The organism is Rhodococcus sp. AH-ZY2, from assembly GCF_030916465.1.
Taxonomy (GTDB): Bacteria; Actinomycetota; Actinomycetes; order Mycobacteriales; family Mycobacteriaceae; genus Rhodococcus; species Rhodococcus ruber.
The window spans coordinates 1,295,343-1,320,885 of record NZ_CP126458.1 but is presented as its reverse complement, the minus strand read 5'-3'; the positions used below and the strand labels follow the sequence as shown (position 1 = coordinate 1,320,885).

Sequence of the window (25,543 nt, the reverse complement as noted above, 5' to 3'; positions counted from 1 at the left end):
GTGACATTCACAGCCGCTCCACCGTCAGTCATACGCTCCCACAATTGAACGTGCGGATGACTGCGCGACGCGCGGATACCGTTCTGCGCCTCAGCCTTCCGCCGCGGGCAGCAGGTGCCCCATCCGCCGCCGCTTCGTCTCCAGGTACCGCACGTTCGCCGGGGCACTGCCCACGTGCAGCGGCACCCGCCCCGACACGACGATGCCGTTGGCCTCGAGCCCGGAGATCTTGGCCGGGTTATTGGTGAGCAGCCGCACCGACTGCACACCGAGGTCGTGCAGGATCGCGGCGGCGCCGCCGTATTCGCGGCCGTCGGCGGGTTCGTCGAGTTCGAGGTTGGCCTGCACGGTGTCCAGGCCGCCGTCCTGCAGCCGGTAGGCGGCGAGCTTCTTGAGCAGACCGATGCCACGGCCCTCGTGCCCGCGCAGGTACACCAGCACCCCGCCCTCGTAGGCGAGACGCTCGAGCGCGGCGTCGAGCTGGGGGCCGCACTCGCAGCGCTGGGAGGCGAACGACTCCCCGGTCAGGCATTCGGAGTGCACCCGCACCAGCGCGCCGTCGCCCGGCTCGCCGGCGAGCAGCGCCAGATGCTCGGCGCCTGTGAGCCGATCCTGGTAGCCGACGGCGCGGAAGGTGCCGAACCGGGTCGGCATCACCGTCTCGGCGGCGCGGAGCACCCGTCCCGTCGGCGCGACGGGTGCGGGCAGCGCGTGCGCGGCACGGTAGTTGATCAGCTCCGCGACGGTGAGGACGGGCAGGTCGTGCCGGGCGCCGAGGTCCTCGATGCCGGGCAGGCGCATCATGGATCCGTCGTCGGCGACGAGCTCGGCGATCACCCCGACCTGCGGCAGGCCGGCGAGCGCGCACAGGTCGACGGCGGCCTCGGTGTGGCCGGGACGTTCGAGCACACCACCGGGCCGGGCGCGCAGCGGCAAGATGTGCCCGGGCCGGATCAGGTCCCGGGCGGTGGCGGTGGGGTCGGCGAGTACCCGCAGCGTGGTGGCACGGTCGGCAGCGCTGATGCCGGTGCTCACCCCGCGCGCCGCGTCGACTGTGATCGTGTACGCGGTCTGCTTCGGGTCCTGGTTGTCGGTCACCATCGCCGGCAGGTCCAGGGCGTCGGCGCGGGCGCCGGTCATCGGCGCGCACAGCAGGCCCGAGGTGTGCCGCACGGTCCACGCGATCCACTCCGGACTCGCGTGGTGGGCGGCGAGGATCACGTCGCCCTCGTTCTCGCGGTCGGCGTCGTCGGCGACGAGGACGGGACGCCCCGCGCGCAGTGCGGCGAGCGCCGCCTCCATCCGGCTCACGACGCCACCAGCCTGCGGAAGGCGCTGCGGTGGAACACGATCGGCTCTGTGCCGGAGTCGTCGCAGTGCAGTTCGTGGACCCGCAACACTACGATGGCGTGGTCGCCAGCGGGGACCTGCTGCTCGATCGACACGTCCATCCGGACGCTACAGCCGGCGACGAACAGCGCTCCCCCGTCCCGGGTTTCGGTGTCGAGGCCGGCGAACCGGTCGCCGTCCTTGGCCGCGAGCCCCCGGGCGGCACCGTCGGAGTTCAGGACGCTGATGCCCAGTCGCGGCCGTGCCGCGAGCTTCGGCCACGTGGTGGAGGTGTTCTGCACGCAGAACGCCACCAGCGGCGGATCCAACGACACCGGCACGAACGTGCTCGCGGCCATGCCGAGGCGTTCGGTGCCGGTGTCGGCGCAGATCGCGACGACCCCGGACGGGACGTGGGCGAAGGCGCGGCGCAGCGCGGCGCCGTCGAGGGTCAGGGTGGTCATCGGGTCTCCGTCCGGAGAGTGGAACGCAGGACCGGCGCCCAGCGCTCGGCGTAGTCCGCGATCCGGGTGTCGGTGGTGTAGGTGGAGTCGAGCAGGTACAGCCCCGGCGCCGGGGTGGTGGCGCCGAGTTCGACGAGCACCGGCTTGAGCAGCAGGTCGGGGGCCATGGCGTGGGCCGGGCCGGCGCCGAGCATGAGCGGCACGGCGGTGACGTCGCGCAGGCCGTCGCCGGTGGCGAACTGGTCGAGGAACAGCTTGAGGATGCCGGTGTAGGTGGCCTTGAACGTGGGGCTGGCGAAGACCACGAGGTCCGAGGCGGCGACGGTGTCCACCGCCGCCTTGACGGCGTCGTCGCCCCAGCCGAGCAGGCCGGGTCCGAGGGTGATCACGTCGACGACGTGGTCGGGGGCGGAGCCGGTGAGTTCGGTGGCCAGGAGGGTGGCGGCGTCGAGGGTGCGGGAGCCGGGCTTGGGGTTGCCGGCGACGACGGTGGTCTTCATGACGGGTGTCCTTCGGTCGGGCGCTCAGCGCGCGGATCGGGAGGCGGTGCGGCGACGGACCGCACCGGAGAGGGCGACGGCGACGACGAGGGCGCCGCCGTAGAACAGTTGCTGGACGAAGCTGGCGACGCCGAGCATCTGCAGGCCGACGACCCCGGCGACGAGGAAGTACACCGCGACGAGGGTGCCGAAGGCGTTGAAGCGGCCGGGCACGATCGCGGTGGCGCCGAGGAACGCGGCGGCGAACGCCGGGAGCATGAACGACTGGCCGGACGACGGGTCGGCGCCGCCGAGCATGCCGGCGTAGACGATGCCGGCCAGGGCCGCGACGAGCGCGGAGGTGACGAGTGCGCCGCCGCGGATGCGGTCGACGTGCAGGCCGCTCAGCCGCGCGACCTGCGGTCCGCGCCCGACGAACAGCAGCCGCCGACCGATCGGGGTGTACTGGAAGATCACCGCGGTGAGCACGACGAGGGCGAGGGCGTAGTAGAACTGCAGCGACACCCCGAATAGGCGGGTGCCGATGGTCGCGTCGACGAGTCCGGCGTCGATGCCGGTGACCGAGGTGGAGTCGGAGATCCACTGCACCACGCCGAGGACGACGGTGCCGCTGCCGAGCGTCGCGATGAACGAGTCGATGTGCAGCCGCACGACGAGCACGGCGTTGACGACGCCGACGACCAGCGCGACGAGCACGGCGACGGCGATGGCCGGCAGCAGCGACCAGCCTTGCTGGACGTTGAGCACCGCGATGGTCATCGCGGCGAGGGACATGGTGGACACGGCCGAGAGGTCGAACTCGCCGGCGGTGAGCGGCACGATCAGCCCGAGGGCGAGGATGAGCAGCACGGCCTGGGAGCCGAGGATGTTCTGCACGTTGTTCGCGGTCGGGTAGATCTCGGGGCGCAGCGCGCTGAAGACGAGCACGACGGCGACGAGGGCCAGCACGAGCGCGTACTTCTCGACCAGCGGGCCGAGCACGACGCGCGGCCGGGTCGAATCTGCAGCAGGGGCAGGCATTTTCGTGGTGGTGGTCTTGTCGAGGGTGACGGACATCAGGCTTTCACTTCCTGTCGGGTCAGTCCGAGGACGCTGTCCGAGATGTGGTGCTTGGAAAGTCGGTCGCCGGTGAGTTCGGCGATGATGTGGCCGCGGGAGAAGACGAGGACGCGGTCGCACAGCACCGACAGCTGCTCGTAGTCGGAGCTGGCGACGACGATGCCCGCTCCCCCGCGCGCCGTCTCGCGGAGCATCTCGAAGATGCGGGCGCGGGCACCGATGTCCACGCCCTGGGTGGGTTCGGCGAGCAGCACCAGCGCCGGGTCGGTCTGGAGCCACTTGCCGAGCAGGGCCTTCTGCTGGTTGCCGCCGGAGAGGGAACCGTAGACGGCCTGCGGGTCGCGGGGCCGCACGTCGCAGCGGTCGGCGAGGGACGCGGCGACGGCCCTGAGCGCGCCCGGTTTCACCCAGCCCGCGCCGAGGATCGGCAGCGTGACGTTCTCGGCGACGGTCAGCTCCGGCGCGCTGCCCTCCACCTTGCGGTCCGGCGGCACGTACACGACCTTGCGGGCGAGCGCGTCGATCGGGGTGATCGTCTGCAGCGCAACGATGTCGTGGCCGATCGTCAACCGTCCCCCGCGGGCCGGGCGGGCCCCGTACAGGGCGGGCAGCACGTCGTCGTAGCCGGAGCCGGCGATGCCGGTGAGCCCGACGATCTCGCCGGGGCGCACGTCGAAGCCGATCCCGTCGACGGTCGCGGTCTCGAGTTCCTCGATCCGGGCGAGCGGCGCCGCGTCGTCGAAGTCGCGGACGGGCCCGGCGACGCGGGGGTCGGCGGAGTCGAGGCTGCGGCCGACGATGAGGTCGATGAGCCTGGGGGCGGTGAGGTCGCGGGTGCGGTGGGTGCCCTGGGAGACGCCGTCGCGCAGGACGGTGACGCGGTCGGTGTGGTCGAGCACCTCGTCGAGGTCGTGGGAGACGAACAGGACCGCGGCCTTCTTGTCGGCGACGATCTCGCGGACGACGGTGAACAGCAGGTCGGTGCCCTCGCGGGGCAGGAAGACGGTCGGCTCGTCGAGGACGAGGAGGGTGCGGCGCTCGCCGAGTTCCTCCACGGCCCGCAGGATCGCGACGAGTGCGCGGTCGGTCTCGCCGAGGCTCGACACCGCGGCGTCCGGGTCGACGTCGAGGCCGAAGTGGTCGAACAGGGCTCGGGCGGTGGACTTCTCGCGCCGCCAGGAGATCCACGGCCTCGAGCTGGCGACGACGGGCCCGACGCGCAGGTTCTCCACCACCGACAGGTCGGGCACGAGCGCGAGGTCCTGGTGGACGAAGCTGATGCCGAGTTCGCGGAACCCGCCGGCCGGGACGGGCAGGGGCACGTCGCGGCCGCGGACCTGGAGGGCGGCGCCGGGGTCGGGGGCGTGGAACCCGGCGAGGACCTTGATGAGGGTGGATTTGCCGGAGCCGTTCTCGCCGAGCAGGCCGTGCACCTCGCCGGCGTGGATCGTCAGGCCGACGTCGTTCAGGACGGTGTGGCTGCCGAAGGTCTTGGACAGGCCGACGATGTTGACGATGGGGTCAGGGCTGCTCACTGGACCCCCACAGGGCCTCGTAGCCGGTGACGTAGGCGGTGCCGTAACCCTTGTCGGGCTGCGGCGGGGTGCCGGTCTCGTCGATGTTGTCGGCGGTGATGAGCTTGAGCGGGGTCTGCTGGGCGCCGTTCGGGACGGGGTCGTAGCCCAGGAGCAGGCGGCCGGCCTGGTCCATGGTGGCCCAGGCGAGCCACGGGATGGATTCGCCGACGTTCATGGTGACGATGCCGTCGTCCTGCTGGATCTTCAGCACGGCGGGGGTGCCGTTGACGGAGGAGATCTCGACCTGGCCGGTCTTGCCGGCGGCTTTGATGCCGGACTGGGCGTAGAGCGACATCGAGTCGTAGATGGGCAGGACGAAGTCGATGGTGGGGTCGGCGGAGAGGGCGGACTGCACCTCGGACTGGATCTTGGTGGCCCACTCGGCGACGGGCACGTTGACGATCTTGTATTCGCACCGGGGGCAGTACTGCGCGATCTCGTCCTCCATCGCCGCGACCTCGGCCTTGGCGGGCGGGACCTCGTTGGAAGTGATGATCAGAGCGTTGCCCTCGCCGTCGGTCCGATCGATCATCCAGTCGACGGTGAGGCGGTTGGCCTCGGCGAGCGGGGCGTCGGTGGTGGCGTCGACGAGGCCCTCGAGGCCGGTGGGCAGCGGTTCGCCGCGCAGGATGGTGTGGGTGAGCAGGACGGGAATATTTGCCGCGTCCGCCTTTTCGAGGGCCGGTTTGATGAGGGAGGCGTCGATGCCCTGCGAGAGGATGATCAGGTCGACGCCCTGGTTGACGGCCTGTTCGACGCCGGTGGCCCACTGGGCGGGCTGACCCTGGTTGGTGTATTCGATCCAGGTGGCGCCGTAGCGTTCGGCGACCTTCTTCGATTCCTCGTCGACGGCGACGTTGTAGGGGTTCTCGCTGTTGGTGGGGATCGCGAAGATCGTCTTGCCGGCGATGTTCCGCATCGGGAAGGGCTCGGCCACGAGCGTGAACTCCGGGTCGCCCTCGTACTTCGCGAGCTGGGCGCGGGCGTACTCGATGCCGGCGGCGACGTCGGCATCGGAGACGTCGCCGCCGCCGGAGCCGGAACTGCTGCATGCGGCGAGACCGAGGGCGGCCGTGAGGGTGAGCGCGGCGATCGCGGCGCGGCCGGGAAGGGAGGGGCGCATGAATTCTCCTGGAGGGGAAGAGGAGGTTCGACAAGAGGCTGCGTTCGACGAGAGGCGGGGGCGCGACGTTGCGGAGCCGGCCGTTGCGGTCGATGACTTCGAATGTATCGATCGTCGTGTTGCGTCCGGCAACACCGTTGGTTCGTTCGTGTTAACTGCCGTGCGGCTTCGCCGCCCGTGCGCGTTTCTGGTAGCCAGAGCTACCGGAATCACGCACGGGCGAGGTAGGACTGGGCGCGGGTCAGGGGCCAGACCTCAGCCATCTTCTGCTGCATGTCGAACAGGTTCGAGTGGTGGATGGCCGGATCCCGGTCGCCCACGGCGTCTTCCACGACGATGGGGATGTAGCCGTGCTGCATCGCGTCCAGGGTCGTCGCGCGCACGCAGCCGCTCGTGGACAGGCCGGCGATAAGGACGGTGTCCACCCCGAGCGACGTCAGGTACGAATTCAGCGACGTACCGAAGAACGCGCTCGCGTACTTCTTCGTCACCAGCAGCTCGGCGCACGTCGGCTCGAGGCCGTCGATGAGCTCCCCGTACGGGCTGCCCTCGCAGAACGCGACGAGCGTGCCCGACTTCTTGAAGAACACCCCGGCGTCGGCACCGTCGGCGCGCAGTCGCACCTCGGTGATCACGACGGGGATGCCGGCGGCGCGGGCGTCGGCGAGCAGCGTGCGCATCGCCGCGACGTTCTCCTCCACCCCGGCATACAAGGGGCAGTCGGGGTCGATGTAGGCGCGGGCCGGGTCGACGACGATCAGGGCCGGGCGGGTGCCGGGCTGAAGTTCCTGCCCGAAGCCGGCGCGGGCGTAGTCGGCCGCCTGGGCGGTGCGGTCGGCGAGGGTCATGCAATGTCCTTCAGGGTCGTGACGGGTTCGAGGGGACGCACGGCGGCGGGCGCGGCGACGTTCCGGCGCGGGAAGGCCAGGCACACGGCGACACCCGCGGCGGCGACGACGGTGAGCGCGAGACCCACCGCGCGGACGTTGTCGACGAACCGCGCGAGTTCGGCGCTGCCGAGCGTGCCGAGGGTGCCGCCGTACGCGGCCTGCCGCGCGGTGGCGCTGAGCCCGACGGTCGCGACGGCCAGCGCCAGCGCGGTGCTGAGCAGGTAGCCGACGTTCTGCAGCGTCGAGCGCAGCCCGTTGGCGATGCCGCGACGTTCCGCGGGCGCGGTGAGCATCAGTGCGCTGGTGCTCGGGGTCATGAACAGGCCGGTGCCGCAGCCGAGGACGAACAGGAACGGCGCCGTCGCCCCCAGCGAGCCGCCGTCGGGCGAGAGCATCAGGGTGACGCCGAGCAGTCCGACGGCGTTGAGCGCCATGCCCGTTGCGGTCAGGGTGCGCGGGGTGAAGCGCAGCATGAGCGAGCCCGCGGCGGCGGCCGCGACGACGGTGCCCACCGCGACGGGCATCACCAGCAGCCCGGCCGCGACGGCCGAGATCCCGCCCACCGCCTGCCCGTACAGCGACACGAGCAGCGTCACCGCGTAGGTGGCGACGGCGTTGACGAGCACCGCGACGAGGACGAGCGCGATGCCACGGTTGCGGAACAGCGTCAGGTCCACCAGCGGGTGGGTGCGACGGATCTGCACCGCCGCGAACACCGCGCCGAGCACCAGGCTCGCCGCGCCGCACACCCACGGCAACCACGGCGACGACGTCACCCCCGGCGTCAGCGCCAGCACGACGGCGGTCAGCAGCGCGGTCGACAGCACCGCCCCGGCCAGGTCGAACGGCTCACGCTCGACGCGCCGTCGGGTGCCACGCGGAATCACCAGCAGCGACGACGCGATCGCGAGCACCCCCACCGGCAGCACGACGACGAACAGCCCGCGCCAGCCGAACGCGGCCGTTGCGGCACCGCCGATCACCGGCCCGACGACCTGCGCGACGGCCGCGACGGTCGCGTTCCAGCCGAGGGCACGGCCCAGGCTGTGCGGCGGGAACGTGTCGGTGAGCAGCGCCGTGTTGTTGGTGACGACGGCCGCCGCCCCGACGCCCTGCAGCACCCGCGCCGCGATCAGCCACCCGGCGGTCGGCGCGAGCATGCACAGCCCGGTCGCGACCGTGAACACCGCCAGCCCCGCCAGATACAGCGGGCGCCGGCCGACGATGTCGGCGAGCCGGCCGAACACGAGGATCAGCGCGGTGGTGACGAGCATGTAGCCCAGCAGGATCCACGTCGATTGCGCCGCGGACGCACCCAGCTCGCGGGTGACGGTGGGCAGCGCGACGGTGAGGCCACTGATGCTGAGGAACACCGCGACCACGCCGATGCTGGTGGCCGCGAACACCCGCCACGGATACGGATGATGCTGTGCGGCAACGCTATCCATCGGCGCGACGCTCGTGGACGTCGGTGACGGCCTGCAGCACCTGCGTCAGGCGCAGGCACGTGTCGTCGGCCCACGGCCGGCCCACGATCTGCACGCCGACGGGCAGGCCGTCGACGAAGCCGGCGGGCGCCATCACCGCGGGCAGGCCGAGGTAGTCGAACAGGCCGGTGTTGCGGCCGACGATCGACTGCATCGGGTGGCGCACGCCGTCGATCTCGACGGTGACGTCCGAGAGCCGCGCGGCCGTCGCCCCGATGCCCGGGGTGACGAACGCGTCGATCCCGGCGGCGTCGAACGCCTGCACCGTCGCGCGCTGGGCGCCGGCGCAGCGGCGCAGCGAGCGCAGGTAGTCCACCGCCGACGGCACCAGCCCGCGCGCGATGCGCACCTGGGTGCCGATGTCGTACTGCGCGAACCGCTCCAGCGCGCCCTCCTGGTTGGCGGCGAGCTCGCAGGTGAGCACGATGGTGACGTCGTCGTGCAGGCGGTGGGCGTCGGGGACGTCGACGGGCACCACCTCGGCGCCCAGGCCCCGCAGCGCGGCGACGGCCGCATCCCACGCGGCCAGCACGCCCGCGTCGCACAATTCGGTGAACCACGCGGTGGGGACGCCGAGCCGCACCCCGGCCAGCGACGGCGCGCCGGGGGTGCCGGGGTCGGCGAGGCCGGCCTGCACCTGCCGCGCCACCGCGTCGGGGGCCGCGGCGGGGTCGAGGCCGTCGGGTCCGGCGAGGACGTCGAGGACGACGCGCAGGTCGGCGGCGGAGCGGGCCATGGGCCCGATGTGGTCGAGGGTCCACGACAGCGACGCGACGCCGGTGCGCGGGACGAGGCCGTAGGTGGGCTTGATGCCGGTGAGGTTGCACAGGGCGCTGGGCACGCGGATTGAGCCGCCGGTGTCGGTGCCGAGGGCGAGCGGGACGAGGCGCGCGGCGAGGGCGCCGGCCGAGCCGGTCGACGAGCCGCCGGTCCAGCGGCTGCGGTCCCACGGGTTGGTGACGGCGCCGTAGCGGGCGTTGTGCGGGGCGCCGCAGGCGAATTCGGTGGTCGCGGTGATCAGGGCGGGGATGGCGCCGGCGGCGCGCAGCCGGGCGACGGCCGTCGCGTCGGTGCCGGCGATGCGGTCGCCGGTGGTGTGCGAGCCCGCGGTGACGGGAGCGCCGGCGACGTCGACGATGTCCTTGACGCCGAAGAAGACGCCCTCGAGCGGGCGGGCGGTGCCGTCCAGCCAGCGACGGCCGGAGTCGGCGGCGGCCGCGTCGGCGCCGTCGACGACGGCGAGGATCGCCCCGCCGACGAGCGCCGGGTCGGCCCAGCGGGCGCGCAGCGCGGCGAGCACCGCGGTGGGCGTGGTGGTGCTGGCGGCGTAGGCGGCGAGCAGATCGAGCACGCCGAGGTCGTGCAGCGCCGCGTCGGTGCGCGGGGTGTATTCCGGGGCAGGGAGGGGCGGGGCCGGGACGGGGCTCGCGGCGAGCAGGGCGACGGAATGGGCGGGTTCGGCTGCCAGTGCGTCGGGTGCGGGCGGCAGCGGCGCGAGTCGGGAGGTCTCGAGCAGGGGCGTCATGTCGGCGCGGGCCTGCAGTAGCAGGTCGTCGACGGTGGTGGCCGCGGCGGCGGTGAGGTCGGGGTAGTCGGTGGTGGTCACCCGCTCACCTCCAGCGGTAGGGCGCTCGGCCGGGGCAGCGGCGCGGGCCGGCCGGTGCCGGCGGTGAGGTCGGCGAGCAGGCGCAGCACGTCGGGACGACGGTCGCGGGCCAGCGGGAAGGCCGCGCGCACGGCCGGGACGGCGTCGAGGTCGAGGGTGAAGCGCAGCGTCTCCCCCGCGCGGTGCGCGGGGGCCTGCGCGACGATCTCGCCGTTCGGGGCGATGACGCACGAGAGGCCGAAGTAGTCGACGGTCACGCCGTTGAGGGTTTCCGGCCCGGCCCGGTTGGCGGCGACGATCCACATCTGCGATTCGAGGGCGCGGGTCTGCAGCTCGGCGAGGAACAGGTCTTCGCGGGTGCCGAGGGACGAGACGATCGCGAGCATGACCTCGGCTCCCAATGCGCGGGCGACCGCCCAGTATTCGGGGAAGGTGCGGTCGTAGCAGATCACGCAGCCGAAGCGGGTGCCGAACAGGTCGGCCGTCGCCGGGGCCTGGCCGGGCGCGAAGTGGTACTTCTCGTCGATGTCGACGTCGCCGACCTTGCTCGCCGGCAGCGAGAGTTTGCGGTAGGCGGGCACCGCGCCGCCGTCGGGGGCGCGCCAGGTGACGACCTCGCCGGTCGGGTCGACGAGCACGACGGAGTTGTGGGTGACGTCGGAGGCGGTGCGCTCGTACAGCCCGAAGGCGATGGCGCAGCCAAGTTCGCGGGCGAGGTCGCCGAACAGCGTGGTGGCCGCGCCGGGAACGGTCTGCGCCCAGGGGGTGCGGTCCACGTCGTGGCTGGTGCAGAAGTAGGGGGTGGTGACGAGTTCGGGCAGCACCACCAGATCGGGGACGGCGCCGGTCGCGTCGGGTGCGGCAGCGGTGCGGACGAGGGCGGCGAGCCGGGCCAGGTTGCCGAGGAGGTCCTCGGTGAGTTCGCCGGCCTGGACGATCGCGACGTCGAGGGTGCGCGGATGCAAGAGGGAACCTCCGGGTGTGGGGTGGCGGGGGGGGGGGCGGCGGGGGCCCCGCCCCCCCCCCCGCCGCTCGGGGTCAGGCGGCTTCGGCCTGAACGGTGGTGCGGCTCTTCATCAACGGCTGGATGCGGGTACCGAAGTTCTCGATGCCCTCGACGAAGTCGTCGAAGGTGAGCATGATGCCCTTGATTCCCTCGATCTCGGCGACCTCGTCGAGCATCTTCGCGACGGTCTCGTACGAGCCGACGAGGGTGCCCATGTTGAAGTTCACCGCGCCCTCGGGCAGGGAGATGGTCTTGGCCGTCGAGACGTCGTCCGCGGTGGCGTCGGCGGCGGACTGGTCGGCCATGTAGCCGAGGGCGGCGAGGTCGGCGTTGTCGTGGTAGTCCTGCCACTTCGCCTGGGCCGCTTCGTCGGTCTCGTCGGCAATGATCATGAACAACGTCAGGGCGCCGACGTCGCGGCCCGTCTTGTTCGCCGCCTCGACGAGGGTGGCGGTGGCGTCGGAGATCGCGGTGGGCGTGTTGATGCCCGTGCCCATGATGAAGTTGTAGTCGGCCATCTCGGAGGCGAACTTCATGCCGCTCTTGGACTGTCCGGCCGCGACGATCGGCACGGCACCGCCGGTGGGGCTCGGCGAGAGGACGCACTCGTCCATCGTGTAGTGCTCGCCCTTGAAGTTGCTGACGCCGTCGGCCCACAACTGTCGCATGACGGTCACGTACTCGGTGGCCTGCTGGTAGCGGTAGCCGAAGTACTCCTCGCCCGGCCACAGGCCCATCTGCGTGTATTCATTGGGCGCCCAACCGGTCACGATGTTGACCCCGAAGCGGCCGGGGGCGATCGAGTCGACGGTCGACGCCATGCGGGCCACCATGGCCGGCGGCAGGGTGAGGATCGGGGTGGAGGCGAACAGCTTGATCTTCTCGGTGACGGCCGCGAGGCCGGCCATAAGGGTGAACGATTCGAGGTTGTGATCCCAGAACTCGGTCTCGCCGCCGAAGCCCTTGAGCTTGATCATCGACAGGGCGAAGTCGAGGCCGTGCTTCTCGGCCTTCTGCACGATCGTCTTGTTGAGCTCGAACGACGGCATGTACTGCGGGGCGCTCTTGGAGATGAGCCAGCCATTGTTGCCGATGGGGATGAAGACGCCGATTTCCATGTCGCTCCTGAAGCTGCGGGGGATTCGAGGAAGCGGTGGGCAACACTGCCCTGCTCGCTATGACTTCGAATGTATGCAGGGGTTATTGCCGGATCGGAGCCCGTGGGTAACGGACTTGTTGCCCCGGTTAACGATCTTTGACGGACTCCGCACGGCCCAGGTGAGCGACCGGGGCCGCACTCCCCCGCTGCACCCATTCCACGGCGAAGTTCCGGTGCACCGGCGCGCCCGCCGCACCGTCGATCCGCGCGAGCAGCAGTTCGGCGGCGGCCGAGGCCATGTCCTCGAGGGGCTGGCGCACCGTCGTCAGGTCGAACATCGACCAGCCCGACGCGTCGAGGTCGTTGTAGCCGACGATCGACACGTCGTCGGGCACGAGCAGACCCAGCCGCTTGGTGGCGTCGAGGGTGCCGTAGGCCATGTAGTCCGTCGCGCAGAACACGGCCGTCGGCCGGTCCGGCCGGCTCAGCAGCTCCATGCCGCCCTCGAAGCCGGTCTTCGCGTCCACCGCGCCGCGGTGCACGAGCGTCTCGTCCAGCGAGATGCCGTGCCTGTCGAGGCCCTCCCGGAAGCCGGTCTCACGCAGCTTCACGCTCGGGTTCTCCAGCGGGCCGGAGATCAGCCCGATGCGCCGGTGCCCCAGCTCGATCAGGTGGTCGGCGACGAGCCGGCCCCCGCCGACGTTGTCCGAGGTCACCCGGTCCACCCGGCCGGCCTGGCTGCCGTCGACGTCGCGATTGAGGATCACCAGCGGGATCTTCCAGTCGATCATCTCCGACACGATCGGCGAGTCCAGCCGCGCCGAAATGAACACCACCCCGTCCACCAGCCCGCCCCGCAGCGCCAGGATGTCCTTCTCCAACGACCCCTCGGTCCGGTCGCTCATCAGCAGCACCCGGTAGTCGTGCTGCGCGAACCGGTCCTGCAGCGTGTTCACCAGCGTCGGATACGACGGGTTCCGCAGGTCACCGCTGACCACCGCGATCGACGACGACCGCCGCGTGATCAGACTCCGCGCCGTGATGTGCGGGACGTAGCCCATCTCCTTCGCCAGGCCCTGGATGCGCTCGCGGGTCTCCTCGATGACGCGCGGGTCACCCCGCAGGGCACGCGACACCGTCGACTGCGACACGCCCGCGGCGCGTGCGACGTCGTAGCTGGTGACCGCCTTGTTGCCCACGCACGGATTCTAGGCGCGCACCGTCCCTCCCAGTCCTCAGGCCTGCACCCGTCGGCGACGGCTTAGGCCGATTTCCGCAGGCTGCAGGGGTGCAAGCTGTCTACTACGAGCGCCGAGTTGTACGCGACAGCGACCGCGCGGTTCCGAGACGGATGCCCGCGACTACTATCCGCAGACTCGTCCCACCATCGGCACGATGAACTGCCGGGCAACGCCGTCAGCTGCTCGTCGTCGATGTCGACGACGTCGCTGGGCACCATTAGGAACGACGCCGAGATTCGCACCACATCTCGGCCGTCATGTCGACGTTCAGCCCGCCCGGAATGTTGCCGGCAGGCTGTTCGCTGCGCAATTGACGGGGGACGAACTGCCGGCGGTCGTGAGCATCCACCCATCCTCACCGACATGCTTCCCAACCTCGGCGCAGGCATCGATCTCCGTGCGGGGCGGCGTGGGACCCAATGCCCCCTAGGCCCCGCCGGTACTCTTCCCTGGACACCAACCACGACACCGTCTGGGACGTTGATGCGCTGCGTGCTCTCACCAGCCGACGACCTGAACGGATTCGCCCTCGCCGATCGAAAGAGAACATCGCCTACGTCCGAATCTGGGGAAGATGGAGAATCTGGCGCACATTTCGTGATTCCGCTGGGAGGTTTCGCCATACGGCGTGGATGACGCGATTGCGGAACAGGTCCAAGTTTACGCGCTTACACATCTAGCGTTTGAGCTATTGACGCGATATATCCTAACTCAAAGGGCAGCGGTGCCAGAACCGTCGACAAAGACAGCGAGGCGCGCGCGAATGACCGCTCTGTCCGGCTTGCCAAGAACGGACTTGAGGTAGGTTCGGTAGCGCATGCCGCGTTTGTAGACCTCCCGTCGAAGCGGCTTCTCTGTGTCGGTATCCCCTGCTTGACATGGCGCTCATCTGGCGGCTGACTACTTCGCTGTGGGCGTCGGCCCTTGGGCGCTTCAACCCGCCAGTTCCTTTCCCTCTGGGCGCCGCCGACGGCGCAGAACCGGCGCTCAATTCAACGCTTGGCTCTGCTCGGTTTCAGGCTGTTGACCGACCACAGGAGCCGTGGCCGGCGGCCACCTGAGTTAGGACATTACTGGCGGGTAGAACACCTGTCGAGGCTTCCACCTGCGCATTCACGACGTCGACGAAGCGGATCGGGACACTAAGCAGGTAGGTTCGGGCCGTGGCATTCGTGCGGAAAGTGCGCACCGCATCCGGAGCGGTCGCGGTGCAGGTCGTGCGCAAACACCGCGGCCGGCACGAGATCCTCGCTCACGTCGGGTCCGCGCATACCGACGTCGAGCTGGGCATTCTGCTCGAACGAGCCCGACACCTGCTGCACGGCGATCAAGGCGTGCTGGAGCTGGATGTGCCGACGCCCGTCGAGCAGATCGCCGATGTTGCCGACTGGCGGACCGGCCAACTGCCCGGCCCGACGACGAGCAAGGGTGGCGAGCTCGCCGGGGCGGGACGAACCGTGCGCACCAGCGCCCGGTTGCTCTACGACGTGCTCACCTTCGTCTACGACGGGCTCGGCTTCGACATCATCGACGACGCGGTGTTCAAAGACCTGGTCATCGCCCGGATCGTCGAACCGACCTCGAAGATCGATGCCCTGCGCGTCCTCGGCGATCTCGGCGCTGATCCGGTGTCGTACAAAACGATTCAACGCCACCTCGCGCAGATCATCACCGGCGACTACCGCGACCGGATCGCCCGCCGCTGCTTCGAGTACGCGGCCAGCACCGGCGGGTTGGGATTGCTGCTGTTCGATGTGACCACCTTGTACTTCGAGGCCGAGAAGGAAGACGACCTGCGCAAGGTCGGCTACTCCAAAGAGCGCCGGGTCGATCCACAAATCGTGGTCGGGTTGCTCGTCGACCGCACCGGGTTCCCACTGGAGATCGCCTGTTTCGAAGGCAACAAGGCCGAAACCCACACCCTGGTCCCCATGGTGCGTCAGTTCCAGGCCCGGCACGACCTCGAGGGCGTGGAGATGGTCATCGCCGCCGACGCCGGCATGCTGTCGGCGGCGAATCTCACCGCTCTCGACGAGGCCGGCCTGAAGTTCATCGTCGGCTCCCGGGTGACGAAGGCGCCCGCTGATCTGACGTCCCATTTCCATTGGCACGGTGATGTGTTCACCGATGGGCAGATCATCGACACCGTCACCCCCCGGCACGCCCGCAGCGTGGTCAACACCGTGAAAAGGCGGGCCGAACCGGTCTGGGATCCGGTTCGGCATCCCACCTCGTGGCGGGCGATCTGGCAGTACACCCGCAAACGTGCCGTGCGCGACAACCAGACTCTCAATGCCCAGGAGGCGAGGGCGCGGGCGGTGGTCGAGGGCACCCAGAAGTCGAAGGCGACGCGCTTCGTCAAGACCACCAGCGCAGGTCAGCGACTCGATGATGCCGCGCTGGCACGAGCTCGATCGCTGGTCGGCTTGAAGGGATACGTCACCAACATCCCGGTCACGCTCATGGAACCGGGCGAGGTGATCGGCAAGTACCACGACCTCTGGCATGTCGAGCAGTCGTTTCGCATGTCGAAGACCGATCTGCGGGCACGGCCGATGTTCCACCGCACCCGCGACGCCATCGAGGCGCACCTGACCATCGTGTTCGCCGCTCTGGCCGTCGCCCGCTGCGCCCAGGACCACACCGGTGTCGCGGTCGCGAGGCTGGTCAAGCAACTGCGGCCGCTGCGGACCTCGACCATCGCCATCAACGGTGCCGTCCAGGACTTTCCGCCGCAGATCCCTGCTGCCGAGCTGGAGATTCTCACCCGTCTCGGGTTCGAATCGGGACACTAAGCCAAATGTCCTAACTCAGGTTCAACGCTTGGCTCTGCTCGGTTTCAGGCTGTTGACCGACCACAGGAGCCGTGGCCGGCGGCCACGCCCGGTCAACAGCTCCCGCCGAATCGCTCAGGATGTAATAGGTGCCCCTTCGCACACCGCGGCTGGCGAGCAGGCCGTCCCGTACAAGACTTCGGAGAACCTCGCGGGCTTCGCCTGATGTTATGGGTACGAGCTCGCGCAAACTCGAATTGGTGACGCGGCCGACACGCCGCGCAATGGAGAGCGCTTTACTTGCGGCACTATCGAAGTCAGGACTGACTCCCTCCGTCGCAGTACCGGCTGAATCTGCATCAGAGATTGTCATACGCTTAACTTCAATTACTCCGGGGCTTGCGGGCAGTAGCTTGCGTGCACCCGCTGCAGCGCTAAAGCTGGTCATTTGCCGGTGCCTTCCTGCGCCCTTGGATTGTCCTCCGGAAAGGCCGTCGGCAGCGGCTGTGAAACAGTGTTCCACCACTGCGCGCACTTCGTCATCAGTTAGCGCAGGGAACGCCACCAGTGGCGTTAGCCGGAGAAGCCTCTTCATAGCTTCCCGCATGAGCTGCATGCGGGAGTCGGCCGCTCCCTCGTCGACGCGGGCCAAGAATTCGAGGGCAACAGTTCGCGCTAATCGGCGATCGCTGGCGATGGTTGGGCGTTCCATTATGTTGACGAGCTCGTCCTCACCCAGCTTCGTCAAATCAATTTCGGGACCCAGTACTTCGGCTCGCCACCAGAGCCGACGGAAGGTATTGCGGTTGACATTGCCGATGAATCGTCGTTCGTCGGCATCGAGGCCGAATCGCCAGACCGCCACATCAAGCAACCAGCAGCAGGTCAGGTAGCTCCACACTTCCTCATGAGAGGCTTCGTTCGCAGACATCGGCAGTGCTTCGCGCAGGAGCCGAGCCCCACGCCCTTCGAAGACTGAGGGCTCGACGATCCGGTTGGGCATACCGTGCTCATGGGCGAGGTCCAGAACGCCTCCTCTCAAGTGCTCAAGTTGATGCGTTTCAATGCGCTGGCCACCGACAGGTGTGTAAGTGACTGGCGGAGTGAGATCTGGCATGCGGCTTGAGATTTCGACCAGCCCACTACTAAGGTGCGCCTTGAGAATCTCGGAGGCCGAGTGTTTGGCGATTCGCGGCAGGACGATCATGCGAGGATTCCCAAGTGGGCTTGGATTTCGGCGTTCACCAAGGCCGTATCCTCGTTGATGCGGGACCGCATCGTGGGAATCGGCATTCCTGGCCAGCAGAGTGCAATGAGTTCGAAAATCATGCGGCCGACGGTGCCGTCTTCGAAGCATTCCGGGTCATCCACGAAACGGTCATTTCGAAGGGCGCCCGCGATAAGGGATTTGGCGACATCGAAGGTGACGAAGGATCGGAGCATCCCTGCGCGGGGATCTGAGCTGCCGGACCGCAACATATCAGGAATTGACTCGTGGCCTGAATTGACCAGCAGGCGCATCCCCCCCAGCACAGGCGCTTCCAAGTCGTTGGAATCCCACTCAAGAAACCACGCCGCCGTATCGGGAAAGTGTGGAATGGACTTGAAATCTGCCGCGGTAATCGGGAATCGCGCAGCTCCGCCTTCGACGGCGATATGGCATTCTTCTTCCCAAAGAATGGCACCGATGCGTCGGGGAGAGATCGGTGAAGGTTCGTCACCTGGATACCGAAGGACTAGGCGTGTTCGCAACGTCAGCCGGCCTCCGGACTCACTGCCGGGAACGGTCAGCGTCAGTGCAGTCCGGACCGTGCCACGGAGGTCCCCCAGTTCGACGACCGTTCCATCGCCCGTAATGCGCGTCCTATTGGAGAACCACGTCCCGACCAAGGCGAAGGCGGCGTCTTCCGGCAGCTGGCAGGAACGGCGTGTTTCATCGAGGTCAACCTCAACGATTCGTACCAAGTCGAGTTCGACAAAGGGGTCCCAGTGATCCAGTCGATCGCCAAGTTCAGATCCGTCGGTGAAGCACCAAGGTTGGACGGCAACGACGACGTCTGGAGGCAAGAGGTATGGGACTGCTTTGGGTGTCTTCATGCGCGCTCCACCGCCAAGTCGACACGCATCATTTCCTCTCGGAGACCGATCTCCACAGTCCAGTGACCATCCGCGTCGTCAGGCCCGACAATAATTGCCGGCGAGCTGTATCGCAGTCCAGAAGGTGCGACCCAGGCATGGACTGCTGGTGGCTCGTAGCCGACAGGCGGCTCAACTTCCACTTGGCCGCCGTCATTCGTCATGATCTCAACGGTAGCTTGGAGGCGAACACAATTGCCCTTCGTTCTCAGTTCGAATGGATACGCGATTACAGCCGACCCGTCGGCGGATATCGCAGGGGTTGGTGTACCGCCGGCTTTCGTTTGGGGTAGGGGAATTGGCTTCTGGGGTGGCGGACTTTCCGATGCGCGTTGGCTGTCGCCGCCCGTTGCATCATTTCCGCGCTCGTTTCCCGTCACAGCGATCCCGGACTGTGGCGCCGCGTCCGTAGGGTTGCCGTCGACCCAGATGTCCTCGGCGACCGCATCGACTTCTTTGTGGCCAGGGGCGCGACGCCGGCGTCTGGTTGACGATCGCTGCGTGGCCGGGCGTCGCGCTCCGGGGCCTTCCTGGCCGGGCATGAGTGCTGCGAGCGCATCTGCGAACTCCCCCAGAGGGATGGCATCCGCGTCACTGAGGTGGCGGACCGTGGCATTGTAGCCGGCGGCCAGTCGACACTGTGCTTGGATGCGGTCCAACCCGATCTTGACGAAGGAACGGGACTGCCTGTCGACGACTGACCGTGCCACCCAATCGTCATGGGTGGGAGGCTCCGCCGCCTTGAAGGCGCCATCCATATCGAGTGCAGGTTTGAATACGCCTGCATATCCCATCCGGCCAGCCGTGGGCGTAGCTCCCTCCAAGTAGGTGACGACGAGCTCCGGTGCGCGCATCAAAGCAATGTGATGAACGGATACCTTTGTACGTCGAGCTCCGAGGGGTACCGGTCTGTCAGGTAGATCAGCCGGAGCCACCGGACCCTTTTGGATTACCAGTCTTCCCAACTTCCTGGCGGGTCGCAGGCTACTGACCACAGAGTCGATGACGAATTCGTCCGCGACGTTTGCGTCAGGTTCTTGACGCACTCGGTCCATCGCTTCGACGAATCCCCGGAGCTGGGGGTGTGTGCGCGGATTGGGAATGCGCACTGTCTTGCCGCTGTCGCTAATCGAGAACTTCATCGTTCGCTGCGCGCCGCCGGGCGTGTCGATCATTCGGGGCCAGAAGTTCCAGGTAACCGCCTCCGCAATGAAGTCCATGGTGGCGTCGGTCCCCTCACCAGTTTCGATAGTTATCCCTGGCGCGACGATGAGCACGGTCGTGCCGAGGTCGTCCGCGCCGTTGCGTGGCGGCAGGCCCAAGCCCTTCGCGATCTCTTCGGCGTCGCTTCCGGTCACCGGTTCGGGGACACCGTTTTCCATTCGGCCCCACCAATGCCGGCCCGTGAAGGGAACTCCATCGACATCGAACGTCTGCCCAAGCGCGCAGCCCAACAGCCTGCGTTCCAGTTTGCCGCCACCAGTTCTGCACAGACTGTCGATGACAACCGTTCGGGCAGCACTTGCGATGTAGAACGCAGCCTTTCCGTAACCGAACGACCCGCCACCGAAATCTTTGTCGGGGGGTTGACCAATGTTACGAACGAAATCGACGAAGTCTCGCGGTTCACCGGGACGGTCGGCGCGCGTCGGTCCGGCGAGACCGCGCGTACCGAAGTCCGCGAAGTAGAGCGTGTGCATGCCCTCGCGCATCTCATCCCGAAGGCTGAGGCCCGGAGGGGGGTTGACGAGAACGTGGTCCCTCAAGAATGAAACGCCAGCCCGATCGAGAGTCGACCGTCCGATGGTGACACGAATCCCCGGTGAATCCGGCCGCTTGGCGTCCCAGCAGTTCTGAATGGCCTCACGTACCAACACTTCGAGTGGCTCGGTGTCCGGCCGCCCGAGCTGATTCAGTACACCGATGGCAGCCAATCCGCCTGTTGCGTTGTACGGTTCGGAATACCGCTCCATAGTCACCATGCGGTTGGCCCCAAAGCCAAGGTCGCTGTGACCGCCTTGTACTCATCCTCCCCCAGCGCACGTCCCGCCGTGTGGGAGAGGTCGACGACGTAGGTGATGTCCACGACTCCCTGCGGACGTTGGCCGCCGCTAAACGACGATGGAACTATGCGGGGTGTCTGATCATCGACTGGAAATGTCACGCGTTCCAACGCGTCAAATGTAGTGTTGTCGGTGGACGACAGATCCCCGGGTGGCACTCCGCTGGCGGACAGTGCGCGAAAGAGTTGTTCTGCTGACACCCCGGCGTCCAGCAGTTCATCGACCACGGCCGTCAGGCGCAGTTTCCCTTGATGGACCGACTCAAGACGGAAGAAGTGGAGGTAGAGGTGGCCATCTTCTGGCGGCAGCATTTGGTCCTCTCCGTGGATGGTGACGCGGTAGCCGGTGTGAGCGCGCGTTGTCTTTACTTCCATGGCGGTTCTTCCGCCACGTAGATCATGGCGTTGGCCGAAGGGGCCCGACCAGAACCCGATATCTACGCGTCCAGAGTTTTTTACCGCGTCCCTCACGACAAGAAGCTCCCCGAGAGTGGCCGCAATCTTGTCGAGGCTCGGCGGGCCGGCTGGTGGAACGAGGAAATTTCTCCATGCGGCGAGCACGCTTATCACCGCGTCGGCCGGGCTCTCGGCGGCATCTGCTATCCGCTGGATGACGGCTGCCGCGAAATGGTCGAATACTTCGGACAGCGATGCGAAAAGGCATGTGACATCGAGGACAAGGATCTCTCCGCCCACGAGCTGCAGTGTACGGGTGGAAATGCCAAGAGTCGTCACCCCCGGGTCGATTTCGATTTTGGACTCCGTCTGCAGGAGCAGATGTTGGCGTGAATGTTCGTCCATCGCCACGTATGTGCCCTCGACCGAGTCGATGCCGAGTGTGACCAGACCGCCGTGTTTAGCGGTCCCATGTGTGGCAAGTGCCGCGTATGCCAAGCGAACTTCGTCGATCACCCCAGTCCCGCCTCGATCTCGATCGGTTCGTCGCCTTCGTCGGGAACCTCGACTTCGACTTCGGGCATAGAGGCTACGTCGGCGGTTATGTACTCGACGTTGGCTCTTGTGGAACCGCTTTCGGGGAAAACGAACCCGACGCCGACAATGTGGTCCACCGCGTCCAAGGGCTCTCGGGTCTTGGCGGTACCCCGCACTGGTCGGCTGTCTCTTGACACAGGATAGAGCAGTAGGAGGCCCGAATCATCTCCGTAGCCTCCGCGCGCGGGACTGCTCCGGTACTTCGCTAATTCTGCAGGTCTCGTGTCTGCGGTCAGGGCGCCCTCTGGGAGGCGAATATCGATGACGCGATCGTGTCGACTCATCAGTGCTTTGATGTCCGCGTAGTTGTTTGTTCCGATCCGAAGCAGCCTTGCTCGGTTAATACAGCCGATGTGACTACCGGTTCCCAGGTCGATGGATCCCAAGTAGTCCGAATGAGACGATCGGCCCATAATCGCAACATTGAAGCGGAGGAGTTCTCCTCCGTCACGCCGGTCGAGGATATAGCGGCTGATCAGTGGGCTGTCGAGATCGCGGCTGTTCTCATGGAAGTGGTACATCGACAAGAAGCTGACGATACGTTGCGAATCGATACCTTCGAGAATCGTTATGCCCTCGCGGGGACTCCACACCTTTTCGGGTTGAATAGTTGTAAGTTGGGCTGTGTCAAGGATTGTGGACAGGTCCTCGGTGATTTCGGGTGTGTCAGGCCGCCTCGGTTAGGTCCTCGGCGGCGGGATTGTGGGCGTCGGCCCATGCCTGGGCCGGGGTGCGGTAGCCCAGGCTGGAGTGCGGTCTTTGACGGTTGTAGAACACCTCGATGTACTCGGCGACGGCGAACCGTGCTCGGGCGCGGGTATGGAACACCTGCTGGTGGTACATCTCGTTTTTCAGGGTGGCGAAGAACGTCTCCGCCGCGGCGTTGTCCCAGCACACCCCGGTGCGGCCCATCGACTGCACGAACCCGTGCTGGGTGCAGTAGGTGACGAATTCGTCGGAGGTGTACTGAGACCCGTGGTCGGAGTGAAATATTGCCCCTTCGGCGGCTTGGCCCTGCGTACGGGCCATTTCCAGGGCGTCGACGACCAGGCTGGCGCGCATGTGCTCAGCGGTCTGCCATCCGATCACCTTGCGCGTGGCCAGGTCGATCACGGTGGCCAGGTACAGCCACCCCTGGCCGGTGCGTAGGTAGGTGATGTCGCCGACCAGTGCGGTGCCGGGGCGGTGACTGCTCGGGGCGAAGTCGCGGCCCAGCTTGTCGGCGAAGACTTGGGCTTTCTCGTCCGGGACGGTGGTGCGTTTGTAGGCCTTGCGCTGGATCGCCGCCAGGCCGAGCTCGCGCATCAGGTCGGCCACGAGCCCCACCGAGGCCGGGTGCCCCTCGTCATTGAGAATGGCAGCGATGCGCCGGCACCCGGCAGTGCCGCGCTGCTTATGGAAAACGCGCTCGACCTCCATCTTCAGCGCTTCGCGGCGCGCCTGGGTGGCTGTAACCTGCCCGGCGCGGGCGCGCCACGCGTAGAACGACGAGCGGGCCACGCCGAGCTGGGCGCACATCCAGTCGATCGGAAAGTTCGCCTTCTCCGCCTCGATCAGGACTGACTTCTCGTTCAGTCCTGCTCCCGGGCGAAGAAGGCCGCGGCTTTTTTTAGGAACTCATTTTCCATCTTCAGCTTGCGGTTCTGCTCCTCGAGCTCGGCCAGCCTGCCGTGGTCGGCCGGACTCATCGACGTGTCCGGCTCCGGATTGGCCTGCCGGTGCTTCTGAACCCAGTTGCCCAGAGTGCCCGGGTTGATCGCCAACTCCCCGGCCACCTCGGCAATCGAGCGGTCACTCTGCAGGACCAGCTGCACCGCCTCGGTCTTGAACTGCGGACTGAACTTCCGCCTCGAACTCGCTGCCATGATCTCGATCCTCTCGCCTCAAGAGGTTGTCCAAGATCTTTGATACACCCCAAGTAGTGTCTGCGCCGCTTTGATATTGTCTGCCAACCACTCTCGATCGCGGTGGTTGAAGAGGATGGTCTGGAGGCGGCGGCCGGCGTACGAAGCCTCTGCGGTACGCGCGTGCTGCATTTTCGCGGCAGAGGTGACGGCCAAAGAGGGGTGCGTGCGGATCCTCACGCCAAACTGTTCAGGCGTGAGGTGCTCGACCTCGAGTCGTTCAACGTCGTAACGGATCTCCTGCTCGACAGTGGCGAGATGGTGGAACCAGCCGCGCATCTCGTCAGTCATCCAGATGCGAGTCAAGTCCGCATACCCGTTCCGATAGCCGAACCAGCGACCCATCTGCAGCAGGGTGTCGTAGGCCGACGCGGTCCGAACGAAGAACGAAACCGCCAGTCCTTCCAGAGTGAGTCCTCGGGAGAGGGTGTTGCCGCCGACCGCCACGATGACACGGGGATTGTCATCGTCGAACGATAGGCGTTCCGAGCTCCTCGAGTTGTCCACAATTACCTCTGCCGCTTCGGCGACCGCGGGTAGGGCACCGGCGATTGCCTCCCAGCTCACGCTGTCCAGGTCGAAATCGGCGGCTGGTACTCGGTCGCATTCGGTCTTCCACTGCGTGCGAAGTGCTTGCAATAGGGCCTCATCACCACGCTGGAGCTGTCTTATCAGTAGGTCCAAGTGGTCGCGGATGGCGTCTGCGGTTCGTTCGTGGACGTCGATGTGCTGCGAAGTGTGAACGAGTGCCGTTGCATGGCGGTTTCCTTTTCCGCGGATGCGTCGTGCGGCCGTGCTCATCAGGAAGTAGCGCAACGCCTCATCGAGGCTGTCGGTCACTCGGGGATCGAATTCGTGCCGCTTGGCCGCGCCCTTGGGTTTAAGATCGTCCAATTCGTTGACGGGAACAGAGCGAACGAAGTCGTGCCCGTCGTCGCCGATCTCGGAGTCATCGAAATCTAGGGGTTCGCGGCCAAAGATGGCCTCGGGACCGATGTAGGGGAGCGGCCGCGGGAGGTCGACGATGAAATCACGAGGGTAGAGATCCTGGTAGTCACCTGGGTCGATAAGAACGTTCGCAAATGGAGTCGCAGTGTAACCCACGTACGCAGATTTCGGGACCTTATTCACGATTTCTCGGATGAGGCCGTTAATGCGCGATGGTTGCCGATCGGGTTTGGCGGTGTTGACGGTTGCCTGGTCGGCCTCATCATCGATGATCAACACAGGACAGGCCGCAAGCACCTCGGGGCGTGCCGAGAACAACCAGCTCTTGAGGGCTCTGAGTCGCGATCCGTTCTTCTTGACCACCGCGAGAACGCACTGACGCCGCGTCGAAAGCAGTGCGTCGACATTTGCAGTTGGACGAAAGTCCTCTTCGTCGGTAAGGCGATGCCAGATGTTGCTGTTCCGCTCCCAGAGCTGCTCGTTCAAGCGGTCCTGTGTCTGCTGCCGAAGGGCATCGTGGATGCCTGAAAGCACAATGAACATTCGGTAGCCGGCATCCGCGGCCTTCGCGATTACGGCAGTGAAATTGGTGGTCTTGCCGCTCTGGACATAGCCAAGCACCAGGCCGCAGCAGTGATACTCGCCTTGACCTGCAGGGTTCGGGAGGTTTGCGACGACCTTGGTCGACGACTTGTCGAGGTCGGCGATCATGTCGTCGTTCCAACCATCGTCGTTGAGAATTTCGACGAGTGCCGCCCAGTTCTTGTCCGCGGCCCGCGGTCCCGGATACCAGGACTCGATGTTGCCCGCAACGACTGAAGTCGGAATCTGAGCGTTGCGAATCTGCTCGCTGAGCTCGCGGATTCGTTGGGCTGCAGCCTGCGCTTTCTGCGGATCGCCCGTCTCGGCAAGCTCAGCAACCGCCTGCTCGAGTGTCAATGAGGGTGTGTCGCGAATAATCCGCGCCAGCGCCCTTACATGTGCGTCCTCCGCCGCAAGGACGTCGAGACTTTCTGGACCGTCGATCGAAAGGTCCATCAGCTCCCCTTACCCGATTGGCTTGAGTGTGGAAAAATCCCAGGGAATACCTGCACGATGATTCGCATTAGTTCGCCGGCACGTTGCTCATCAATCTGTAGGATCTGGCTTGTGGTTCCATCCGATGCGTAGGTTTCCAGTTGCAGGAGACCCTCGGACTTGTCATAGGTCCATCCGCAGTCCACGCGCGTCTTATAACTGACGGACCTGTCGCTTCGGAACTTGAACCCCGTGATTAGTGCCATCGCAATACGCCCCTCGGTGGATGTCCCATCGCTTGGGAACGCCCGCCTACGTCTCGTTCCAG

At 66.9% G+C, this 25,543-nt stretch carries 21 protein-coding genes; 1 reads left to right on the top strand and 20 read right to left on the bottom strand.

The genetic code is table 11. From position 1 onward, the window contains the following. Positions 1 to 90: 90 nt before the first annotated feature. The 13 genes from ribB to QNA09_RS07065 all read right to left on the bottom strand — a co-directional run bounded on the left by ribB (position 91) and on the right by QNA09_RS07065 (position 14,200). Positions 91 to 1,302, bottom strand: a complete 1,212-nt coding sequence (gene ribB, locus QNA09_RS07125; protein WP_203011855.1) for a 3,4-dihydroxy-2-butanone-4-phosphate synthase — start codon at positions 1,300 to 1,302, stop codon at positions 91 to 93. 5 nt (positions 1,303 to 1,307) lie between these two features. Further along, positions 1,308 to 1,793, bottom strand: coding sequence for a flavin reductase family protein (locus QNA09_RS07120; RefSeq protein ID WP_017680419.1), 486 nt, complete (start codon positions 1,791 to 1,793; stop codon positions 1,308 to 1,310). Continuing rightward, a complete protein-coding gene (locus QNA09_RS07115; protein ID WP_017680420.1) occupies positions 1,790 to 2,293 on the bottom strand; it encodes an NADPH-dependent FMN reductase in 504 nt (167 codons plus the stop codon). The genes QNA09_RS07120 and QNA09_RS07115 overlap by 4 nt, the downstream gene beginning before the upstream one ends. A gap of 24 nt (positions 2,294 to 2,317) precedes the next feature. After that, entirely contained in the window at positions 2,318 to 3,349 is a 1,032-nt protein-coding gene (locus tag QNA09_RS07110; protein ID WP_203011599.1) for an ABC transporter permease, read from the bottom strand. Further along, positions 3,349 to 4,887: a sugar ABC transporter ATP-binding protein gene (locus tag QNA09_RS07105; protein WP_308072374.1), complete on the bottom strand. Its 1,539-nt coding sequence runs from the start codon at positions 4,885 to 4,887 to the stop codon at positions 3,349 to 3,351. Before QNA09_RS07105 ends, QNA09_RS07110 begins: the two co-directional genes overlap by 1 nt. Beyond that, complete coding sequence (locus QNA09_RS07100) at positions 4,874 to 6,052, bottom strand: sugar ABC transporter substrate-binding protein (RefSeq protein WP_237210960.1); 1,179 nt, start codon at positions 6,050 to 6,052, stop codon at positions 4,874 to 4,876. Before QNA09_RS07100 ends, QNA09_RS07105 begins: the two co-directional genes overlap by 14 nt. A gap of 209 nt (positions 6,053 to 6,261) precedes the next feature. Beyond that, complete coding sequence (locus tag QNA09_RS07095; protein WP_029542763.1) at positions 6,262 to 6,900, bottom strand: isochorismatase family protein; 639 nt, start codon at positions 6,898 to 6,900, stop codon at positions 6,262 to 6,264. Then, the gene (locus QNA09_RS07090) at positions 6,897 to 8,390 is read right to left on the bottom strand and encodes an MFS transporter (protein ID WP_308072373.1); all 1,494 of its coding nucleotides are present in this window, start codon (positions 8,388 to 8,390) and stop codon (positions 6,897 to 6,899) included. Before QNA09_RS07090 ends, QNA09_RS07095 begins: the two co-directional genes overlap by 4 nt. Beyond that, positions 8,383 to 10,035 (bottom strand): amidase, encoded by a 1,653-nt coding sequence (locus tag QNA09_RS07085; protein ID WP_308072372.1) that lies wholly within the window; start codon positions 10,033 to 10,035, stop codon positions 8,383 to 8,385. Before QNA09_RS07085 ends, QNA09_RS07090 begins: the two co-directional genes overlap by 8 nt. Continuing rightward, on the bottom strand, positions 10,032 to 11,000 hold the full coding sequence (locus QNA09_RS07080; RefSeq protein WP_308072371.1) for a carbon-nitrogen hydrolase family protein: 969 nt from the start codon (positions 10,998 to 11,000) through the stop codon (positions 10,032 to 10,034). The genes QNA09_RS07085 and QNA09_RS07080 overlap by 4 nt, the downstream gene beginning before the upstream one ends. A gap of 73 nt (positions 11,001 to 11,073) precedes the next feature. Next, on the bottom strand, positions 11,074 to 12,159 hold the full coding sequence (gene rutA / locus QNA09_RS07075) for a pyrimidine utilization protein A (protein WP_308072370.1): 1,086 nt from the start codon (positions 12,157 to 12,159) through the stop codon (positions 11,074 to 11,076). A 127-nt stretch (positions 12,160 to 12,286) separates the two neighbouring features. Further along, on the bottom strand, positions 12,287 to 13,339 hold the full coding sequence (locus QNA09_RS07070; RefSeq protein WP_308072369.1) for a LacI family DNA-binding transcriptional regulator: 1,053 nt from the start codon (positions 13,337 to 13,339) through the stop codon (positions 12,287 to 12,289). Between the two features lie 753 nt (positions 13,340 to 14,092). Then, positions 14,093 to 14,200, bottom strand: a complete 108-nt coding sequence (locus tag QNA09_RS07065) for a hypothetical protein (protein ID WP_308072366.1) — start codon at positions 14,198 to 14,200, stop codon at positions 14,093 to 14,095. Positions 14,201 to 14,544: 344 nt separating this feature from the next. On the opposite strand from QNA09_RS07065, the gene QNA09_RS07060 reads away from it, so the two are divergent. After that, complete coding sequence (locus tag QNA09_RS07060) at positions 14,545 to 16,176, top strand: IS1634 family transposase (protein WP_203011628.1); 1,632 nt, start codon at positions 14,545 to 14,547, stop codon at positions 16,174 to 16,176. A 10-nt stretch (positions 16,177 to 16,186) separates the two neighbouring features. Here the strand turns inward: QNA09_RS07060 and QNA09_RS07055 are convergent, their stop codons facing one another. From QNA09_RS07055 to QNA09_RS07025, 7 genes are all read right to left on the bottom strand, one after another. Beyond that, the gene (locus QNA09_RS07055; protein ID WP_308072364.1) at positions 16,187 to 17,362 is read right to left on the bottom strand and encodes a hypothetical protein; all 1,176 of its coding nucleotides are present in this window, start codon (positions 17,360 to 17,362) and stop codon (positions 16,187 to 16,189) included. Continuing rightward, complete coding sequence (locus QNA09_RS07050; RefSeq protein WP_308072363.1) at positions 17,359 to 18,252, bottom strand: hypothetical protein; 894 nt, start codon at positions 18,250 to 18,252, stop codon at positions 17,359 to 17,361. Before QNA09_RS07050 ends, QNA09_RS07055 begins: the two co-directional genes overlap by 4 nt. Then, complete coding sequence (locus tag QNA09_RS07045) at positions 18,249 to 20,264, bottom strand: hypothetical protein (RefSeq protein WP_308072362.1); 2,016 nt, start codon at positions 20,262 to 20,264, stop codon at positions 18,249 to 18,251. Before QNA09_RS07045 ends, QNA09_RS07050 begins: the two co-directional genes overlap by 4 nt. 2 nt (positions 20,265 to 20,266) lie before the next feature. Continuing rightward, positions 20,267 to 21,265: a PD-(D/E)XK motif protein gene (locus tag QNA09_RS07040; RefSeq protein WP_308072360.1), complete on the bottom strand. Its 999-nt coding sequence runs from the start codon at positions 21,263 to 21,265 to the stop codon at positions 20,267 to 20,269. Beyond that, positions 21,262 to 21,867: a hypothetical protein gene (locus QNA09_RS07035; protein ID WP_308072358.1), complete on the bottom strand. Its 606-nt coding sequence runs from the start codon at positions 21,865 to 21,867 to the stop codon at positions 21,262 to 21,264. Before QNA09_RS07035 ends, QNA09_RS07040 begins: the two co-directional genes overlap by 4 nt. A 145-nt stretch (positions 21,868 to 22,012) precedes the next feature. After that, positions 22,013 to 23,211, bottom strand: a protein-coding gene (locus QNA09_RS07030; RefSeq protein WP_141764068.1) for an IS3 family transposase whose coding sequence is annotated in 2 segments (ribosomal slippage) — positions 22,013 to 22,956 and positions 22,956 to 23,211 — 1,200 coding nt in all. Because the reading frame shifts where the segments join, the coding sequence is not laid out codon by codon here. An 18-nt stretch (positions 23,212 to 23,229) separates the two neighbouring features. Next, positions 23,230 to 25,236 (bottom strand): Z1 domain-containing protein, encoded by a 2,007-nt coding sequence (locus QNA09_RS07025; protein ID WP_308072357.1) that lies wholly within the window; start codon positions 25,234 to 25,236, stop codon positions 23,230 to 23,232. Positions 25,237 to 25,543 lie beyond the last annotated feature (307 nt).

Coding starts and splice junctions, on each gene's coding strand:
- ribB (WP_203011855.1), bottom strand. CDS start 1,302: ATGGAGGCGGCGCTCGCCGCACTGCGCGCGGGGCGTCCCGTCCTCGTC.
- QNA09_RS07120 (WP_017680419.1), bottom strand. CDS start 1,793: ATGACCACCCTGACCCTCGACGGCGCCGCGCTGCGCCGCGCCTTCGCC.
- QNA09_RS07115 (WP_017680420.1), bottom strand. CDS start 2,293: ATGAAGACCACCGTCGTCGCCGGCAACCCCAAGCCCGGCTCCCGCACC.
- QNA09_RS07110 (WP_203011599.1), bottom strand. CDS start 3,349: ATGTCCGTCACCCTCGACAAGACCACCACCACGAAAATGCCTGCCCCT.
- QNA09_RS07100 (WP_237210960.1), bottom strand. CDS start 6,052: ATGCGCCCCTCCCTTCCCGGCCGCGCCGCGATCGCCGCGCTCACCCTC.
- QNA09_RS07095 (WP_029542763.1), bottom strand. CDS start 6,900: ATGACCCTCGCCGACCGCACCGCCCAGGCGGCCGACTACGCCCGCGCC.
- QNA09_RS07090 (WP_308072373.1), bottom strand. CDS start 8,390: ATGGATAGCGTTGCCGCACAGCATCATCCGTATCCGTGGCGGGTGTTC.
- rutA (WP_308072370.1), bottom strand. CDS start 12,159: ATGGAAATCGGCGTCTTCATCCCCATCGGCAACAATGGCTGGCTCATC.
- QNA09_RS07065 (WP_308072366.1), bottom strand. CDS start 14,200: ATGCGCTACCGAACCTACCTCAAGTCCGTTCTTGGCAAGCCGGACAGA.
- QNA09_RS07055 (WP_308072364.1), bottom strand. CDS start 17,362: ATGATCGTCCTGCCGCGAATCGCCAAACACTCGGCCTCCGAGATTCTC.
- QNA09_RS07050 (WP_308072363.1), bottom strand. CDS start 18,252: ATGAAGACACCCAAAGCAGTCCCATACCTCTTGCCTCCAGACGTCGTC.
- QNA09_RS07045 (WP_308072362.1), bottom strand. CDS start 20,264: ATGGAGCGGTATTCCGAACCGTACAACGCAACAGGCGGATTGGCTGCC.
- QNA09_RS07035 (WP_308072358.1), bottom strand. CDS start 21,867: ATGTACCACTTCCATGAGAACAGCCGCGATCTCGACAGCCCACTGATC.
- QNA09_RS07025 (WP_308072357.1), bottom strand. CDS start 25,236: ATGGACCTTTCGATCGACGGTCCAGAAAGTCTCGACGTCCTTGCGGCG.